Source organism: Planococcus glaciei (assembly GCF_900099655.1).
In the GTDB taxonomy this organism is placed as follows: domain Bacteria; phylum Bacillota; class Bacilli; order Bacillales_A; family Planococcaceae; genus Planococcus; species Planococcus glaciei.
Window position 1 is genome coordinate 72,388 of the sequence record NZ_FNDC01000007.1, and the last position, 18,930, is coordinate 91,317.

Here is an 18,930-nt window from a genome sequence, read left to right on the forward strand (position 1 = left end):
ATGTCTGACACACCTATTATCCGCTTTGAAAACGTCACCCAACAATACGAAGGAGCCGGAAACGTGCTCAGCAATATCAGCTTTGAATTGGAACGAGGCAAATTCTACACGCTGCTTGGCCCTTCAGGCTGCGGCAAAACAACGATTCTTCGGCTGATCGCCGGATTCATCACACCGACTACAGGCGATATTTACATTGAAGGAAAAAAAGTCAATCATTTGCCTGCAAACGAACGCCAAGTAAATACCGTCTTCCAGGACTATGCGTTGTTCCCCCATTTGAACGTTTTTGAAAACGTAGCATTCGGACTGCGCATCAAGAAGCTGAAAAAGGCGGAAATCGACCGCCGCGTCAAAGAAGCTCTGGAATTCGTCAACTTGAAAGGCTACGAAAACCGGGAAATCCAGGAAATGTCCGGCGGCCAGCGCCAGCGGGTTGCGATTGCACGCGCCATTGTCAACGACCCGGAAGTGATTTTGCTCGATGAGCCGCTGTCTGCGCTTGATTTGAAATTGCGCACTGAAATGCAGTACGAATTGCGCGAATTGCAGCAGCGTTTAGGCAAGACTTTCATTTTTGTCACACACGACCAGGAAGAAGCACTGGCGATGTCGGATGAAATCTTTGTTATGAACGCAGGAGAAATTCAGCAAAGCGGCACGCCCATCGACATTTACGACGAGCCGATCAACCGCTTTGTAGCTGACTTTATCGGTGAATCGAATATCGTCTCTGGCGAAATGGTCGCCGATTACCGGGTCCGGTTCGCCAACAAAGAATTTGACTGCGTGGATGCCGGGTTAAATCCGAACGAACATGTGGAAATCGTTATTCGTCCGGAAGATCTTGAAATTACAACGGTAGCCGACGGCAAAATGGCTGTGACTGTGGATACGCAGCTTTTCCGAGGCGTCCATTACGAAATTTCCACCTTGGATGAAGCGGGCAACGAATGGCTCGTGCATTCGACGAAGAAAGCGGAAGTCGGTTCGCTGATCGGTTTGGCTTTCGACCCGGAAGCGATTCACGTCATGCGCTTGAACGAAAGTGAAGATGCATTCGATGCACGGCTTGAAGCATACGGAGAAATGGCTAATGAAAAATAATTCCCGTCCTCTTTATATGGTTCCCTACTATCTATGGATTGTGCTTTTTGTCATCGCTCCGATCGTTTTGATCGGCTATTATTCATTTTTGGACTTGGACGGCAAATTCACGCTGGATAATTACCAGAACTACTTTTCTTCTGTTTACTTGCGGCTGACTTTGAGTTCGTTCTGGTATGCGTTTCTAATCACGTTCTTTTCCATCCTGATTGCCTATCCGACAGCTTATTGGCTGACAAAGACAAAACATAAGCAATTGTGGCTGCTGCTCATCATCATTCCGTCATGGATCAACCTGCTGCTGAAAACATATGCTTATATCGGCATCTTCGGCTTGTATGGCCCTGCCAATAAATTCTTAAGCATGATCGGCATAGGCGAGCAGCAAATTCTTTTTACCGACTTCAGTTTCATTTTCGTTTCGGTTTATATCTTTATACCGTTTATGATATTGCCGATTTTCAACTCGCTCGATAAATTGAATCCGGCGCTTATTGATGCTTCACGGGATCTTGGGGCTTCTTCCTGGATGACTTTCCGGAAAGTGGTCTTCCCGCTGGCAATCAATGGCGTGAAATCGGGGGTGCAGGCAGTTTTCATCCCTGCCCTGTCCCTGTTTGTGATCACGCGCCTGATTGCCGGAAACAAAGTCATTACACTGGGAACAGCAATTGAACAGCAATTCCTCGTGACGCAGAACTGGGGCATGGGGTCCACCATTGCCGTATTCCTGATTTTATTCATGTTCATTATTATGATGGCGACGGGCCAGAAAGATAAAGGAGGCGCTGAACATGGGAAAGTTAAGTAAACTGGGCAAAGTCTATTTGGCGGCCGTCTTCTTTATCTTATACGCCCCGATCTTTTATTTGATTTTTTATTCGTTTAACAGCGGCGGCACGATGTCGAGTTTCGACGGCTTTACGCTCGAGCACTATGCAGCGGTTTTTAACGACACGCGGCTCATTATCATTTTGATGAACACCGTCATTGTGGCATTGTTGTCGTCATTGATTGCGACGGCGATCGGGGTGCTTGGCGCTATCGGCATTGTGTTTCTGCGCAACCGCAAAATGCGCAATGCCATGCTGTCGCTCAACAACATCCTGATTGTCAGCCCGGATGTCATCATCGGTGCTTCGTTCCTGATCCTTTTCACCATGATCGGCGTTAAGCTCGGCTTTGCTTCCGTACTGATTTCACACATCGCCTTCAGCATCCCGATTGTCGTCATCATGGTGTTGCCGAAGCTACAAGAAATGAGTTCCAACTTGATCGATGCCGCAGCGGACCTTGGTGCATCGAAACGCGATATTTTGACGCGCGTCATCATTCCGTATATCAAGCCTGGAATTTTCGCCGGCTTTTTCCTGGCGCTTACCTACTCACTTGACGATTTTGCCGTTACGTTCTTTGTGACGGGCAACGGGTTCTCCACTTTGTCTGTTGAAATCTATTCCATGGCACGCGCCGGCATCACACTGACGATCAACGCCCTTTCTGCCTTGATTTTTGTGGTGACGCTCGGGCTGGTGGTCGGCTATTACTTCTTTAATCAACGGGCACGCACCGTTGGAACGGGAGGCCAGTAATTATGAAAAGCATTATCCAAACTAGCGTCGCCATTTTAGTTGTTTGCGCGCTGCTGTTCTACGGTGTGTCAGCGCTTGAGAAAAGCTCAGCGACAAGCGGCGGCGGCTCCATCACGATTTACAACTGGGGCGAATATATTGACCCGGAACTTATCACGCAATTCGAAGAAGAAACGAACATCAATGTCGTCTATGAAACATTCGATTCAAATGAAGCGATGATGACGAAAATCGAGCAAGGCGGCACTTCCTACGATGTGGCCATGCCTTCCGAGTACGCCATCGAAAAAATGAAGGAAAACGACCTGTTGATTCCGATTGACCAGGAAAAAATTCCAAACTTGAAAAATATCGACCCTTACTTTTTGGATTTGCCATTCGATCCGGGAAATGAATATTCAATCCCTTACTTCTGGGGAACTGTTGGCATCGCCTTTAATCCGACGCTTCTGGAAGGGCAGACTTTTGAAAGCTGGGATGATTTGTGGGACCCGAGCCTCGAGCAGGAAGTCATAATAGTGGACGGTGCCCGTGAAGTCATTGGCATGGGCCTGAATAGCCTTGGATATTCCCTCAACTCGCGTGATGCGTCCGAGCTTCGGGAAGCCACCGATAAATTGAAAACCTTAGGGCCGAACATCAAAGCCGTAATCGGCGATGAAATCGTTGAAATGATGCGCCGGGAAGAAGCGGCAGTCGCATTGACCTGGTCCGGCCAAGCGGCAGATATGATGTTCGTCAATGAAAACATCGACTTTTCCGTTCCGGAAGAAGGTTCGAATCTTTGGTTTGACAATATGGTCATTCCAAAAACGTCCAGCAACGTGGATGGCGCCCATGCATTCATCAACTTTATGCTGGATGCAGAAGCTGCTGCACAAAACACGGAATACGTCGGATATTCGACGCCGAACCAAGCTGCTGTAGCTTTAATGGACCCGGAAGTCACTGGCGACGAGCGCTTCTACCCGCCTGAAGAGCTGCGGGAACGCCTCGAAGTGTATGAAAACCTGGGGCTTGAAATGCTTGGCATCTATAACGAATTATTCCTTGAGTTTAAAATGGATATGGAAAATTGACAGGCAGACTATTCTGCCTGTTTTTTTCTTGGATTACCGGGTATTGTAATTAGACCCGTATGTGATAAACTTTTAGACACACGAAATAATGACGAAAGAAGGACAATATATGGCCGCAAAGTCAAATAAATTTGCTTTATATGTATTGATGTTCAATATGTTTATTGCAATGAGCGGAATTGGATTGATCATTCCCATCATGCCGGAATACTTGGATACATTTGGAGTAGCTGGACAGGCGCTTGGCACGTTGATTGCCACATTCGCTTTAGCCCAATTCTTGTTTTCCCCGCTTTCCGGCCAGCTGTCAGATAAATACGGCCGCAAAAAACTCATCATCTTCGGATTGGTCATTTTCGGACTCTCCCAATTGGTGTTCGGTTTAGCCAGCCATTTATGGATCCTTTACCTGGCACGCTTTTTCAGCGGCCTCGGCGCAGCTTTTTTGATTCCGCCGATGATGGCGTTTGTCGCGGATATCACAACGTTTGAAGAACGCGGAAAAGGGATGGGCCTGCTAGGCGCCTCTATGTCCCTCGGCTTTATGGTTGGCCCGGGATTCGGCGGATTTTTAGCCGAAGTCAGCCTTCAATTCCCATTTTATGTGGCAACTACTGTTGCCATCCTGGCCGCTGCTATTTCTTTTATCGCGCTGCCGAATGTCGCACCGACCGTGCCGGCTGTTCCGCCTAAAAATGAAAATTTGCTGCAGCAGCTAAAACGCTCGGTTTATACCCCGTATTTCGTCATGTTGCTTGTCATGCTCATTTTTGCTTTCGGCCTGGCGAACTTCCAGTCGACAATCGCATTATACGTGGACAAGAAATATAACTTCTCGCCAAAAGAAATTTCTGTTTTAATTACCGTCGGCGGTTTTGTCGGGGTCATCGTCCAAACATTCGTCATCAACTGGCTGTTTAAGCGGTATGGCGAGATGAAAGTCATCCTCGTCAATTTGCTGATTTCCGCCGCTGCCATGATTGGTGTGCTATTCGTCCATACATTTTGGACAATTTTGCTTGTGGCCACCGTATTCTTTACAGCAGCTTCGCTCTTGCGTCCGGCCATCAACACCTTGATTTCAAAACTGGCCGGCACCGACCAAGGCTACGCTGCCGGTATGAACAACGCCTATATGAGCCTGGGCAATATGATCGGCCCGGCTTTAGCCGGCATCCTTTTTGATATTGATATGAGCAGCCCGTACATTTTCGGAGCCATCATTTTAATCACCTGCTTCCTGATCGCCAACACCTGGTCCTCCAAGAAACAGCAGCTACTAGCAGCCAGCCGAAGTTAACAAGAAAAGCGAAGGTGCCTGTTCAGCTCCGACAAGCGCTGGAAGCCTAGCCTGTAATGGCGGTGTTTGCCATTATGAGCTAGGCTGAAGCGACCTCGAGGGGCTAGGCGCTGCAGCTGGACAACTAAGAAAAGCGAAGGTGCCTGTTCAGCTCCGACAAACGCGAATAAAGACAAAACAAAAAGCGAAAAAGAGATTAACTTCTCTTTTTCGCTTTTATTAATTGGCCGATCGTTTGATCAGTTTGTTCCGTTTCTGCTTTCTTTTCTTTTTTCCGGATCGGCATTCTTAGCCCGAACCGTCGAAAGGTGATATCTGCAAAAAACAACAGCATCGCCAACAGCAGCAGAAATTGCTGAATCGGCTTTTGGCTTCCGCTTTCATACGGAATGTCCCGCATGGCTTCGTCCAGGGAACCAAGAACCTGCCCTCCGCTTCGCTCAGCAAGCGTTGTGAGCAACGGCAGATTCGGATTGCTGATCTTGTATTCAGCGCCGTATGGCACCGTCAGACCCGTTCTATAGGATGCCCCGTTTTCATTGGAAACACTGAAAAACACCAAACCGGGTTCTGCGTCCATCGTGACTTCAATTTCCCCGGGTGCAACCGGTTCGCTTTTCAGCGGCACTTCATTCCCTTTTTCATCAACCGCTGTGACATTTATGATGGCTGATTTTCGGGAAGGGTCTTCAATTGCATACACGCCTTGCTGTTTTGCAGTAACCGAGAAAGGAATTTCGGCGAAAGACGGCAGCAATTCGGACACGGTGCGGTTCCAGAATGCCGGCCAGTTTTGCCAGGATTGGAAATCTCCGCTCCATCCGCCGCTTCCGGACGTGTAGGCGATGGTTTTTCCAAGGCCGTAATTCCAAGTCGCGAGCACCGGATCTTCTTCTTCGCTTTCAAGCGCAACAGACGCTGTGCTTTTCGCAGTCGTTGCAATATAGGCGTTCATTTGCGGCACTCCCGCCGTGAACAAATCGTTCCAGCGGCTGTTGTAAACAACCGGTTGGAACGGTTTGTCGACAATATAAGTCCGTGACATCATGATCGTCTCTCTCGACAAAATGGCCGGAATGGTGGTGGCATCGGTGACGTCGTAATAGCGACCGCTGCCTGTTGTTGCCAAGCTTTCCAGCAGATTTTTATCTGCATCGCCGCCAATGGAAACCGTCGACAAGGTGACGTTTTTGTCTTTTCCGTCTTCTATCAAGCTATCGTAATCATTGGAAGTCGAGGATTGGCCGTCCGTCAACAAGATGATGTGCTTGCGCTGCAATTCCAAATCTTCCAGCTGGCTATAGGCTTCTTCCAGGGAGTGGTAAATTTCTGTTCCTCCGCCAGGTGATACGGAGAGAATTTTATCGGCTGCCTCTTTTGGATCTGCCAATTTCTCGGTCGGTACGATTTGCCACGGCTGGTCGTCAAACGCAATAACGCCCACCGTATCGTCTTCGCGCAATAATTCTACGGAGCGCGCGGCAGCTTCTTTCGCCAATTCCATTTTGGTGCCTGCCATGCTGCCCGACCGGTCCATGACAATGACGAGGCCAAGCGAAGGCAGTTCGTGCTTGCCTTTGACTTCCATTTCAACCGGCAAAATCCGTTCAATCGGCGATTTAAAATAGCCGCCGAGGCCAAAACTCTGGTCGCCCCCGACCATCATAAAGCCCATTCCGAATTGCTGGACGGCCTGCTCGATTACTGCCATTTGCTGGCTGCCGACTGATGTACCGGAAACATTGTCAAAAATGACGGAATCGTATTGCAGGATAGACGACAAATTCGCCGGCAGCTGATTGGCCGTGATGGATGTAACGCGAATGTTTTCCGTGTCCAAAACTCCTGGAATCGGGCTGGCCTCACTGCCGCTGACCACCAGCACTTCCGGGTTGCCTTCCACTTCGGTGATGCTGATCAACGCGTTGTTTTCCAGGAACGCATCACTTTCCAGTTCCAGCCGGGCTTCGTATTTCGCCATCCCTTCCTCTGGCGCGGGATACGTATAAGAGAATAAATTCTCCCCTTCCACAAGCGAAATTTTCTGCCTGCCAAATTCTTGGTCGTTTCGCGAAAACACCAAATGCCCCGTTGTTTCCTTGTCCGAATCGATGGTGACAGAAAACGCTTGTGCTTCTCCTAAAAAGGCATCTGCGGGCGTCTCGAAACCGATAATGGCTGCATCATTTTTATCTGCTTGTTGAAGCGGCAGAACATCGATTTGCACACGGTCCCGGTCCAGCCGGTTCAAGCTTTCAAGAGCGGAAGCCTGAGTTTCATTGCCATCAGTCAAAACGACAACCCGCGTCGCCAAATCCGTGTTGCCGCTATTGGCAGCCAATTCAATGGCACGGGCGAGGTTCGTATGGCGCCCATCTCCCTGCGCCTGCTCTCTCGGCAGCGGTCGCGGCTCTTTTGAAACCGGCAAAAGCGTCTGGAAATCTTCTGCGAATGTGTAAACCCCTACGTTTTGTGAATCCTTCTTATTTAAAATGACTGTTTCAATCGCGTCGGCCATTTCTGCTTCCAAGCCCTCCATTGAAGCAGAGCGGTCCATCAGGAAAATTATTTGTTCTTCTTGCGCTGGCCGGTATGCAGCCGGCTCTGCCAGTGCAAAAACTAAAAGAGCAGCGGTCAGGAAGCGTACAGCATAAACAAAGCGGTAGAGTTTGGCATACTTTTTGAAGTTGCGGTAACCGAGCAGCCCAAAATAAGCAATCACCGGTACAAGCAGCCAAAGCCACAATGGATTATCTAAGCGCAATTCCACGTCGGTACACCTCCCATTCCGCCACCAGCAAAATCAAAATGAACAACAAAATGCCTGGCACGAGAGAGAAACGGACGGTTTCTTCTTCACTGGCTGCTTGTCCGATTTGGTAAGCTGATCCAGTTTCAAGCGTTTTTTCTTCATTGCTCAGCTGGACAATCATTTTCAAGCTTTCGCTGCCGCTCGTTACATCGTAGATGCCGGGTTCAGCAGGTGCGATAAAAGGCCCTTCCCCTTCAAGATAGGAAGCCATGTAATTGCTGTCTTTAAAGATTTCCCATTCCCCTGAACCGGAAGCAAGTGCTACTGAACGGTGTTCGTTCGGCTGGAAAAAGCCGAGAAAGCTTTTGCTTCCTGCCAGTTCATTGACTGCGCTCCATAAAAATAACGGAAACGAAGGGCTAAGCGGCCAATCGGTGGACTGGATATCTGCCAGGACAATAAGGTCTCCTTCCGGTGACACTTGGATAAAGGGTTTGCCATCGATTGAGGCAATGGTTTCATAGTTTTCAAAAGCCGGATAGAGATGCGAAACGTATACTTCTTCAAGTGCCGCATATGTGAATAAAGGATGGTCAGTTGTTTCGACTTGTCCAGCTGCTTCGCTCGGTGTTTCATCGTTTCTGCCCATCAACAAGACAGGTGCATCTCCTGCCAGCAGCTCTGTCTGGTTGGTGACGATCGGCGCACCTTTTCGGTTTGCCAGTTGGTCCGGGGCGAGCGATGTTACTTTCATGTCCAGCGAACTAAAGCCGCTGGCCACCAGTTCGTGGAGGCTGGAATCGATAAAAACAGCATCGATGGGCTGCTGCACATAAGAAGCCATGGCATTGTCGGCGCTATAATCATCATCGACCTCCAATGTAGCCTCCCATAACTTTCCTGCCGGCAAGCCTTCAACAGGCGCCAAAATTTCTTCTTTCGGTTCCAGTTCGATAGCCGATTCTTTTTCTGTTTCTCCATTTGATAAACGAAGGGTGCCGGACATCGGTTCGCTGCTTTCATTGATCACTTGCACAATCGCCCGCATGCCCCCTTCTGTTTCCGCCAGACCGAATTGGCGGATGGACACATTGCGCAGCGGCTCGCCGATGCCGTGTACCGCATACACTTGATCTGTTTTGCCTGCTAAAGCAGTTCGGTCAAGAGCGTCCGTAAAAACATGGATCACGGTCGACTCGCTGTCGACAAGCGTTTCTGCAAACAGCAAAGTCTGTTCCATCTGGGCAGTTTCATAACTGATCTGCAGTTGTTCTATCGCTTGTTCCAGCACTTCAAGATCCCGTTCATCCCGTACCAGGACTTCCGGGCTTTGGCCGGTTTTCACGATCGTCACCGGTTTTCCGCCTGTTTGCTGCAGCAACCCGGCCATTTTTTCTTTTTGCTGTTCAAAATGGCTCGGACTTCCGGCAAGCATTGTTGCTGAAGTATCGACCACAAAAATAAATTCATTGCCTTCAAGTGTATCCGAATTGAAGTAAGGCTGGAGAAGACCCAATACACACAGCAAAAGGGCGGCTAATTGAAGGTAAAAAAGCAAGTGGTGCTGGAGTTTTTTCAGATAAGGGGAAGCCTGAATTTCTTTCATCGTTTCCTGCCAGAACAATGTCGAAGAAATGGGCTGGTCTTTGTATTTCTTCCGGAAAAAATAATACAAAATGACTGCCAGCGGCATGAATGCCGTCCAGATCCATCCCCAGTTTTCAATTCCCATGCCGCTTCACCTCATTCAATCCAATTTTTCCGTGCCAATTGTTGAAACAGGACGTGCTGAATGCCTTCTTCGATGTCAATCTGCATATAATGCACACCGTGCTTCGCGCATAAAGATTTCAATCCTTCGGTGTGCACGTTCCGTTTATTTAAATACGTCTGCAACGACTGATTGGTCATCGTCACATTAATGGCGTCTCCCGTTTCTTCGTCAATCAAACGCATATCGCCTTTAAAATCCGGCATCCGTTCTTCTTCAACCGTCAAATGCAAAAAACGGACATCGTGCGAAAAGCGGGGCACTTGCCGAAAAAAAATCTGCCAGTCTTCCAGCGGCTCTAAGCCGTCCGAGAGCACAAACAATACCGTCGAATCTTTGGCCGCATAGAAACTGGCATCTTTTGCAAACGATAATTTCTCAGGCTGCGGCAAATTCGATATGAAATGCTCATACAGTTTTCGGGCTGATTTCCCTTTTTTCCGAAACGGCGCAATGGCCGATTGGCCCGCAGAGACAGTCAGCCGGTCATCATGGCTCAACACCATCAACCCGAGTGAAAAAGCCAGTTGCTTGGCAAACAGCCACTTTCCTTCCATCGACTTTGAACTGTCGATCAAGAGATGGACGCGCATTTCCTGTTCATCCAGAAAACGCTTAATGTAAACACGGTCGGTACGCGCATAAACATTCCAATCCACATGGCGGACATCGTCCCCCGGATGGTACTCCCGGAAATCGGAAAAATCCAGGGACGAACCGAAACGGGCAGAACGGTGAGAGCCTTTGTGGTGTCCGCGGATTTTCGATTTGGTGGCAACGGAAAGACGTGCAATCCGTGTGATCCAGTCTCCTGGCAGACCCAGTTCCGTCATTTCAATACGCCTCTTCCGGCACCGCTCGCCACTAAATCAATCAGTTCATCCGTGCTGATGCCCGTCGCTTCTCCTTCATAATTCAATAGGAGGCGATGGCGCAGAACCGGTTTCGCCACATGTTTCAAATCGCCGATGGACACATGGTAGCGGCCTTCAGTCAATGCGCGCGCTTTTGCCAAACGGATCAAACTTTGCAGTCCCCGAGGTCCGCTGCCGTATTGAATAAACTGCCGCACCGGCTCGTACTCCGATTGCGCAGGATGCGTATTTTGGATCATATCCACCGCGACCATTAAAATATCTTCTGCAATCAAAACCGCTTTCACCATTTCCTGAGCTTCAATCAAAGCAGCCGTATCCATCTTTTTCTGCAAGTGGATGTTGAGTGAACCTGTAGTCCGCCTGCTGATTTCGGCCAGTTCTGTACGCGTCGGATAGGCCACTAGGATTTTGCATAGAAAGCGGTCCATTTGCGCTTCCGGCAAGGGATAAGTGCCTTCCATTTCAATCGGATTTTGGGTGGCCAACACAAAAAATGGCCGCGCCATCTTTTTCGTATCGCCTAAAATAGTCACCGTCTTTTCGCCCATCGCTTCAAGCAGTGCGCTTTGGGTTTTCGGCGTCGCCCGGTTAATTTCATCGGCAAGCACCATCTGGTGAAAAATCGGCCCTTCCCGGAACGTGAATTGCTGGCGGCCGTCAGCGTCCCGTTCAATCAAACTGGTTCCCGTAATGTCAGTCGGCATCAAATCAGGCGTAAACTGAATTCGGGAAAAAGATAAATCAAGCACTTCGGAAATCGTGCGGATCAGCATCGTTTTGCCGAGCCCCGGCAATCCTTCCAATAATGCATGGCCATCTGCCAAAATCGCATAAAGGGAAAACTCGATTGCTTCTTCCTGCCCAACGATAAAGTGGCCAATTTCTTCTCGCACTTCCTGCAAACGTCCGCTCATTTCAGTGAATTGTTCCGGTTTAAACGTCATATCATCCCTGCTTTCTATTGTTCTGATTCAATTGAAGAAAAGTACTGCTCGACCACTTTTTGCAAATCCGGAGGCAATTCCAGTTTTTCGGCACTGGAGAAATAAGAATCCGAATACTGGCCGACTACGTCACGATACGGGCGGACTTCTCCGCGTTCAGCAGGGACAACCGCTTCCTGTTCATCCGCCGCTTCTCCTTCTCCTAACTCGCCGCTGTCGACTTCCGTTTCTCCTGTCCCACCGATTCGGGAAGGCACTGTCAAAAGTTCTCGGTTGCCTTGTCCAGTTCCTGCACCTTGTCCCTGACCTTGGCCTTGGCCTTGCCCTTGTCCCTGGCCTTGCCCTTGACCCTGACCTTGGCCTTGGCCTTGCCCTTGTCCCTGGCCTTGCCCTTGGCCCTGGCCTTGGCCTTGGCCTTGGCCTTGGCCTTGGCCTTGGCCCTGGCCCTGTTCTTGGCTCTCGCCTTTTCCTTGGCCGGTTCCAGGCTGCCCAGAGGAAGTCGCTGCATTCTCGCCGTTGCCGGCAGCAGAAGAACTGCTGCTGCCTTGTCCGGTTTGGGTTTCTGCATTTCCGGCTTTTGCCGGGTCGCTATTGGCGATGGTGCGCTGCAGCGGCAAATTGACGGGTTTTCCCATATTGCTTAGGGCTGTTTGGGTTTTCCCGGCTTGTTCAGCCAGCTTGTCAGCAGCCTCTCCCCGTTCTTTGCTTTCCTGCTGTGCGGCTTCCCCTTTACTTTCTGCTAATTTTTGTTTTTGAAGAGCCAGCTCTTTCTGCTTTTTCATCACTTCTTTTAACGCCTCTTCGGCCTTTTTGCTTTCCGCCACTTGTTTTTGCAATTCCTTCATTTCTTTTTTCAGCGGTTCGGATTTTGCTTCTTTTTCAATTTTGGCCACTTGTTTTTCAATCTGGCTGATTAAATCCAGTTCTTTTTCCGCATCTTTCGCCTCTTGCTGCAGCGTGCTTGGAAATAAGAGCAGCAAACTTAAAAACACGGCACCCGCTAACGAAGCCAGCAGCCATTTGCCAAGCAGCCACTGCCGCGGTTCTTGTTTAAATAGCTGATAACTATGCGGCAGTATTTCTGCGGTTTTATTCACAAGTGTAGTTGCCAGTTCACCTGTGCCTTCTGTTTGCCAGGCCGTGAGCAGCTGGTTATGCGGAGTAAACCGGTCGAGCTCGTTGACAGCTTGATGCTGGTCCGGCAGATTGCGCATAGAAAATGCCAGCCACACCAATAAAGCCAGTGCCCCGGCAGCATATGCATAAAATTCATAATAAGGAAGCATAAACAACCGAGACAGGAACAGCAGCAAAACGGCCGCAGTTAACCCGATCAATAGCGCTTTTTGAAGCGATTGGCTGACGTGCACACTTTTCAGTCGTCTTCCGGCTCGTTGGACAAAGCCGGCAATGTCCCGGTTGTTCATGTAAATCCCTCCTTATTTGTATTTAGACATATTGACGCGCAAACGCTTGACCGCCAAGAATAGAGCCAGCGCGGTAATGAACAGGTAAACTATCAGATAGCCGACCCAGAGCGGCAAGGGCACTACAGTCATGTTCTGAATTTCCTGGGCATAGGCCGGCTGCAGCAATGTAAACAGGACGACCGCCGGATTTATGCTTGCCCAAAAGTAAGTGAAAGGCGAGAACGTCGGCGTCGTGCTGCCAAATTGCGAAATTTGGGTCGATATGATCAGGAAAAATCCGGTTGCTGCCGTCAGGAATATCATGGTCCCGTAAGTCGCAATCATGGAAACGATGGTTTTCCGGATGATCGTCGAAAACATGATGCCGATGCTGCCAATCGTCAGCAAGGTCAAGAAATAAAACAAAAAGATGATCGCAATTTGGCTTGGCGATACACCGCCGTATAAAAACACCAAACTATAAATAGGCAGCCCCGCCACAATCATCAATAACAAAAAGGCAACGGAAGACGACATTTTCCCGAAAATGATCTGGAAAGAAGTCTGGGCTGTCGTCAGCAGAATATTCAAGGTCTGCTTTTCCCGTTCGGTGCTGATGGCGCCTGCTGTCAGCCCTGGCGTAATAAACAGGATTAACCCCAGCTGGATATAGGTCATCATCGTAAACAGCATAAAACTTTCATCCGGACGGAAAAACCCGCTGCCGGAAAATGTCGTGGTCATAAAGATAAAACCGAAGACAAAAATGCTCATTGCGATTAAATAAAACAGGATGCCGGTAAAACTTTTCAGATTGCGGAACCGCAATTTGATTTCTTTGATCAATACCGGATTGGCCAGGAGTGCTTTCACGAGGCATCTGCTCCTTTCGTAATCGCCATAAAGACATCTTCCAGATCGGTTTCTTCTTCAGCGAACGACAAGATCGGCAGCTGCGCAGCCATCGCTTTTCGCAGCAACACCATTTGCTCTTCTTCAGATCCCCGGTACAGGAATTCAATCAGATTGTTTTCCGGTTTTTCAACGATTTGGGAAACAAAAGGATCATTTTCAAAAAATGCCGAAACTACAGAAACGAGGCCCGCCACTTTGACGCGCATCACTTTTTCGCTTTGCAGCTGTGCTTGTATTTCGCTGACAGAGCCTTGGGCAATCAGTCTCCCGGTATCTATCACGCCGATGCTGTCGCACATTTCCGCCAGTTCCGGCAAAATATGCGAAGAAATCAAGATGGTTTTCCCCATCGATTTGAGTTCCCGGAGGATTTCACGCATTTCGACACGGGCACGCGGATCAAGCCCCGATGCCGGCTCATCCAGGATTAAGATGTTCGGGTCGTGGATCAATGCACGCGCCAGGCACAGCCGTTGCTTCATCCCTCTCGACAATAGATCGACATACTCGTAGCGTTTATGGCTTAAATTGACGAGTTCAAGCAATTGAGGAATCAATTTTTCCCGGTCTCTCGGTTTCAATCCGTAGCTTGCACCGTAAAAATCCAAGTATTCATCTGCTTTTAACTGGTCATAGACGCCGAAGAAATCCGGCATATAGCCGATCTGTTTTCTGACTTCATGGGCATTTTTTGTCACACTCAGGCCATTAACAAACGCATCTCCTGCAGTCGGCTGCAGCAAAGTGGCCAAAATGGAAAAAGTGGTTGACTTGCCTGCGCCGTTTGCGCCTACAAAACCGAAGACAGTGCCGTCTTCCACAGTCAGATTCAAATCCTGCAACGCATACAAAGAACCATATTTTTTAGTCAATCCAATGGTTTCAATCATGGAGCAACCACCCCTTTCAACTTAATTTTCGGCATGGTTAGTTCAGGTTCGCCATTTGCGGAATTGTTTTCAACGACGAATTTGATTTCTCCTTGCGGCGAGACGTAATTGCCAACGGCTTCTGTGATGCTTTGTTGGCTTCCGCTGATTTCTTCAGCTTTTCCCGTTTTTGCATTGAGTATGGAAACCGTCAGATTTTGTTTTGCCGCAGTGACCGCTAATTCCTGCCACTCGGTTTTCTTTAAATCCACTGCATCCGTGACTGCATAGGTCAATTCGAATTTCCCTTTATCCATATAGAAAAGATAAGGGTCATCTGTCACATTTTCAAAATAGGACGATCCACTGACCTGCAGCTCAAACGTATCGGCGTTCAAACTGACTTCCCCTGTCAAATTGACGTCCGGCTTGAATGGCTGGGCGATCAAGTGGACAGCCGAAACGGATGCGCGCTGGTCTTCCAGTGAAATCGGCACGATGGCATCATTTGTATAGGCGACCACATAAGGGGAGCTTTCATTGTCCTTAAACTGATTATACGCCATTGACAGAATGGTTTGTTTTCGGGCTTTTTTCAATTGCTCTTTATCGGCAATCGGCTGGTAGGCGAACGTAGAGCTGATCGGTGAAGCGGAAGGCAAAATATCCGACTGCACCGTCTGGTTCACTGCCAGCTGTTCGCCCGGTGCAAGATTCCCTAACGCCATCAAGCGTGTACCCGTCCAAATCGATACATCTTCAAGCGCAAAGGGGAAATTGTTTTGAATGGTTCCTTTAATGGTCTTTTTCTCCACCGCCAATTGGATATCGAAGTTTCCGGTTTTTTCAATATACGATTGCCCGATGACGGAGCCGACGGACCAATAGCGCATATCGCGCAAAGTCATCGTATTCTGTGTAGCCTGTTGTTCCAGAATGGCAGATTGCTGCTGCGCCCCTTCAGAGAACTGGGTGTTCTGGCGAAACGTCATCGTGGTTCCGGACGGAGCAGCAAAATGGTAATCGCCTCCGCGATTGGATAAAAGCGTATTCATATAATAGCCGTTTAACCCGCTGTCCTGGTCGGCTTCAAAAAAGCCGGTCTGCTGAATCTGCGGGTTTGCAATGCGGTCTTTTGCGCCGATCGCAAAAATGCCGATGGACGTGACTAAAGCGGCAACCGGGATGATGACCCAGGCGAGTTCACGCTTGTCCCGCTTTTTCAAGACGATATACAGGACGGGAATAATCAGTAGGATATACAACAGGATAATGCCCATGACCAACGTTTTGGAAACCGCGAAGCTCTCAAAAAGCTCATTGACGTTCCCCACTTCGTAAGACATGATTTCCTTCAGCGATTCGCCTTGCGTCATCATGCTGTTTGAATTCGTGTTGAGCGTCAGCAGATTGGCCATCAATTGCACATATTCCTGCTGGGAACTGACCGTTTGATCGCCTAGCGAAAACCCGGTCTGAATCAGGCTTCCGGCACCGATTTTCTGGCGCGCGGCCAACACTTTCCCGTCTTTTTCGAGGAGCGGATCCGCTCCTTCTTTGATTGTAGCGCTAAAGGCTGGAACCGGTTTTGCCAGCGGCTGGACTTCCGCAGTGCCTTCTTCGCCAAGTTCCAGCGGCAAGTAGCTGCTGAGATTGCCCATGGATGCTGCGATGTTTTCAGTAGAGCCTGCCACCACATGGCCGCCTTGCTGCACCCACTGAAGGACAGCTTGCTGAACCGCTTCCGGCAAATCACTGTAGGAAACTTCATCAATCAGCAAATAATCGAGTGTTTCCCATGCCATCGCTTCCGTCGGCAAGGCATACTGGTTCAGCTGATTCAAGTGGAAAACTTGTGTCGACTCGCTGCCTGCCGGAGAAATCTGGTTCAGCGGCAGAAGCCGATCCGGGTTATCCGTCAACGTCCCGATAAACAGGGAATTTGGATAAAAAAAGCCGGGGCTTAAGGATTTTGAGCCTTTAAAATTGATGGCCTTTCCATCTTCCCATCCGCCTTCATACAAAAAGATCGTTTGAGTGGAAGGTCCGCCCATTGAAACCATATCGGATAATCCTGGAATGGCCACTTGAATGGTTTTGGTTTCTCCCTCCGCCAATTCCACCGGCACCGATAAGCCAGCTCCGAGGCTATAAGTTTCGCTGTAGTTTAACACCAGCTCGCCCGAGAAATCCGAGCCGTTGTTTGTGATTGTAAACTGAACCGGCAATCCTTTTTCATACTTTACTTTGTTTTGCAGACCGGCGTCTGCTTTGATCGTTATTTCAGGTGCAGCCAGTGATGCCTGCGGCATAAAAAATAAAAACAGGACACACGCAAATGCAAAGAGTGCCAGCAGTCGTTTGAACATAATGAACCCCCTATTCTTCTCTCTATAAAGTAGTACGTTGTAAGGAGGAAATAGTTCCTTCCACACAGAAAAAAGAACGGACAGCGCCAGGCTGCCCGTTCGTTAAATTGTTTTGAAAAAACGATGGATAAATTTCGGCAGAATATCGAGAACCGCTTCATCCGGATTGAGCTTGGCATGATGCAAGCCATATTCCGAAGAGACCCCTGCCCAGAACATCAGGCCGGGAAGCTGCTCTGTAAAATAGCCAAAGTCTTCGCCCGTCATGGCCGCTTCGCTTCGCACGGCTTTGACGCCTTCATCGCTTTCCGCAAATTGAAGAAACGTTTCCGCCAAATCTTCATCGTTGTTGACTTCCAAATAGCTGGAGCCGTAATCTATGGATACCCGGCAATTGTAAGCTTCTTCTACAGCCCGGCACATCGCTTCAATCCGCTTTTTCACTTTGAGCATCGATTCCAAATTCAACGTGCGGATGGTGCCCTCAAGGCGCGCATGCTCCGCTATGATGTTTTGCACAGTTCCTGCGCTCAATTTTCCGACAGTCAATACAGCCGAATCCATCGGGTTCACATTGCGGCTGACGATGGTCTGCAGCTGCATCAAAAGCGAGGCTGCTGCCACTGCCATATCTTCCGTCAGATGAGGATAAGCTGCATGGCCGCCTTTGCCCTGCAAGTCGATAAAAAGTTCAGACGTGTTGGCAAACAACAGGCCCGGTTTGGTGGCCACTGTTCCGGCTGGAAGTTCCGGTGCAATGTGCAGCGCGAAAATCTGGTCCGGCAAAAAGGTCGGCTGATCGTGCTTCAGCCATTCCCGGAAAGGAAGCGCTCCGCCCGGACCTTCTTCTGCCGGCTGGAACAGGATGACCACATCGTTTGCAATCGGCTCCTGGACCAATTGGTTCAAGAGGCCGAGCGCAACCGTCATATGAATATCATGGCCGCAGGCGTGCATAAACCCGGGGTGTTCCGACTGGAACGGCAATCCCGTTTCTTCAGTAATGGGCAGCCCGTCAATGTCTGTACGCCAGCCAATGGTTTTTGCGGAATCGGTGCCATGCACTTTTACCGCAAGGCCAGTTCTCCACTCAACAATTTCCAGACGCTCCTGGGGCATTGTTTCCAACAATTCCTTTAAATACGCCTGTGTTTTCCATTCCTTAAAGCCGATTTCAGGAATCGCATGCAATTTTCTTCTGATTTTCAGTAAATCCATCTGAAAGCCCCGCTTACAGCTGGCGAAGTTCTTGCTTGATTTCGGTTTTTGCGCGAGTTTTTTCGTCCATCAATTTCAAGACGCGTGCTGGTGTTCCACCGACTACTGAGTTTTCAGGAACATCTTCGATGACAATAGCACCGGCTGCAACAACTGCGCCTTTACCAATCCGCACACCTTCAAGAACGACAGCATTGGCGCCGATCATGACATCGTCTTCAACGATTACCGGTGTCGCAGACGCAGGCTCGATAACGCCGGCCAATACTGCACCCGCACCGATATGGCAATTTTTGCCGACAGTTGCGCGGCCGCCAAGGACAACGCCCATATCAATCATTGTACCGTCGCCGATGACCGCGCCGATATTAATGACTGCGCCCATCATGATAATACAGTTATTGCCGATTTCCACGTTTTCACGGATAAATGCACCGGGTTCGATGCGGCTGTTGATGTTTTTCATATCCAATAAAGGAATCGCAGAATTTCTGCGGTCATTTTCAATCACCGAGTCTTCAATTACAGACGCGTTCGCTTCCAATGCTTTTTGGACTTCAGCCCATTCACCGAATACTACAACGCTATTTCCTTCGCCGAAAACTTTTGATCCTTGGCCAAAATCAAGAGAAGCGACGCCTTTGCCTTTTACGTAAACTTTCACCGGTGTTGATTTAGTTGCATTCTGTATGTACGAGATAATTTCATTTGCATCCATTTGTTTCAT

15 protein-coding genes are annotated in these 18,930 nt (G+C 49.1%); 5 read left to right on the top strand and 10 right to left on the bottom strand.

Annotation, left to right across the window (positions count from 1 at the left end):
* The 5 genes from BLQ32_RS10285 (at window position 1) to BLQ32_RS10305 (ending at window position 5,078) form a co-directional block, all read left to right on the top strand.
* Window positions 1–1,107, top strand: coding sequence for an ABC transporter ATP-binding protein (locus tag BLQ32_RS10285; protein WP_074510245.1), 1,107 nt, complete (start codon window positions 1–3; stop codon window positions 1,105–1,107).
* Window positions 1,097–1,918, top strand: a complete 822-nt coding sequence (locus BLQ32_RS10290; protein ID WP_074510246.1) for an ABC transporter permease — start codon at window positions 1,097–1,099, stop codon at window positions 1,916–1,918. The genes BLQ32_RS10285 and BLQ32_RS10290 overlap by 11 nt, the downstream gene beginning before the upstream one ends.
* Window positions 1,902–2,699: an ABC transporter permease gene (locus tag BLQ32_RS10295; RefSeq protein ID WP_074510247.1), complete on the top strand. Its 798-nt coding sequence runs from the start codon at window positions 1,902–1,904 to the stop codon at window positions 2,697–2,699. The genes BLQ32_RS10290 and BLQ32_RS10295 overlap by 17 nt, the downstream gene beginning before the upstream one ends.
* 2 nt (window positions 2,700–2,701) lie before the next feature.
* Window positions 2,702–3,778 carry an ABC transporter substrate-binding protein gene (locus BLQ32_RS10300; RefSeq protein WP_074510248.1) on the top strand — a complete coding sequence of 359 codons (1,077 nt, stop codon included), beginning with the start codon at window positions 2,702–2,704 and terminating at the stop codon, window positions 3,776–3,778.
* Between the two features lie 109 nt (window positions 3,779–3,887).
* Window positions 3,888–5,078, top strand: a complete 1,191-nt coding sequence (locus BLQ32_RS10305; RefSeq protein ID WP_036807133.1) for an MFS transporter — start codon at window positions 3,888–3,890, stop codon at window positions 5,076–5,078.
* 196 nt (window positions 5,079–5,274) lie between these two features.
* Here the strand turns inward: BLQ32_RS10305 and BLQ32_RS10310 are convergent, their stop codons facing one another.
* The 10 genes from BLQ32_RS10310 to dapD form a co-directional block, all read right to left on the bottom strand.
* On the bottom strand, window positions 5,275–7,848 hold the full coding sequence (locus BLQ32_RS10310) for a vWA domain-containing protein (protein ID WP_074510249.1): 2,574 nt from the start codon (window positions 7,846–7,848) through the stop codon (window positions 5,275–5,277).
* Window positions 7,829–9,562 carry a vWA domain-containing protein gene (locus tag BLQ32_RS10315; protein ID WP_074510250.1) on the bottom strand — a complete coding sequence of 578 codons (1,734 nt, stop codon included), beginning with the start codon at window positions 9,560–9,562 and terminating at the stop codon, window positions 7,829–7,831. The genes BLQ32_RS10310 and BLQ32_RS10315 overlap by 20 nt, the downstream gene beginning before the upstream one ends.
* A gap of 11 nt (window positions 9,563–9,573) precedes the next feature.
* Window positions 9,574–10,434, bottom strand: a complete 861-nt coding sequence (locus BLQ32_RS10320) for a DUF58 domain-containing protein (RefSeq protein WP_053165583.1) — start codon at window positions 10,432–10,434, stop codon at window positions 9,574–9,576.
* Window positions 10,431–11,423, bottom strand: a complete 993-nt coding sequence (locus tag BLQ32_RS10325) for an AAA family ATPase (RefSeq protein ID WP_074510251.1) — start codon at window positions 11,421–11,423, stop codon at window positions 10,431–10,433. The genes BLQ32_RS10320 and BLQ32_RS10325 overlap by 4 nt, the downstream gene beginning before the upstream one ends.
* 14 nt (window positions 11,424–11,437) lie before the next feature.
* The gene (locus BLQ32_RS19705) at window positions 11,438–12,850 is read right to left on the bottom strand and encodes a hypothetical protein (RefSeq protein WP_139150533.1); all 1,413 of its coding nucleotides are present in this window, start codon (window positions 12,848–12,850) and stop codon (window positions 11,438–11,440) included.
* Window positions 12,851–12,862: 12 nt separating this feature from the next.
* Window positions 12,863–13,705, bottom strand: coding sequence for an ABC transporter permease (locus tag BLQ32_RS10335; RefSeq protein WP_036807153.1), 843 nt, complete (start codon window positions 13,703–13,705; stop codon window positions 12,863–12,865).
* Complete coding sequence (locus BLQ32_RS10340; protein WP_074510252.1) at window positions 13,702–14,637, bottom strand: ABC transporter ATP-binding protein; 936 nt, start codon at window positions 14,635–14,637, stop codon at window positions 13,702–13,704. Before BLQ32_RS10340 ends, BLQ32_RS10335 begins: the two co-directional genes overlap by 4 nt.
* Window positions 14,634–16,985 (bottom strand): hypothetical protein, encoded by a 2,352-nt coding sequence (locus BLQ32_RS10345; protein WP_074510253.1) that lies wholly within the window; start codon window positions 16,983–16,985, stop codon window positions 14,634–14,636. The genes BLQ32_RS10340 and BLQ32_RS10345 overlap by 4 nt, the downstream gene beginning before the upstream one ends.
* Window positions 16,986–17,087: 102 nt before the next feature.
* Complete coding sequence (locus BLQ32_RS10350; protein ID WP_074510254.1) at window positions 17,088–18,203, bottom strand: N-acetyldiaminopimelate deacetylase; 1,116 nt, start codon at window positions 18,201–18,203, stop codon at window positions 17,088–17,090.
* 13 nt (window positions 18,204–18,216) lie between these two features.
* Window positions 18,217–18,930 carry a 2,3,4,5-tetrahydropyridine-2,6-dicarboxylate N-acetyltransferase gene (gene dapD / locus BLQ32_RS10355; protein WP_074510255.1) on the bottom strand — a complete coding sequence of 238 codons (714 nt, stop codon included), beginning with the start codon at window positions 18,928–18,930 and terminating at the stop codon, window positions 18,217–18,219.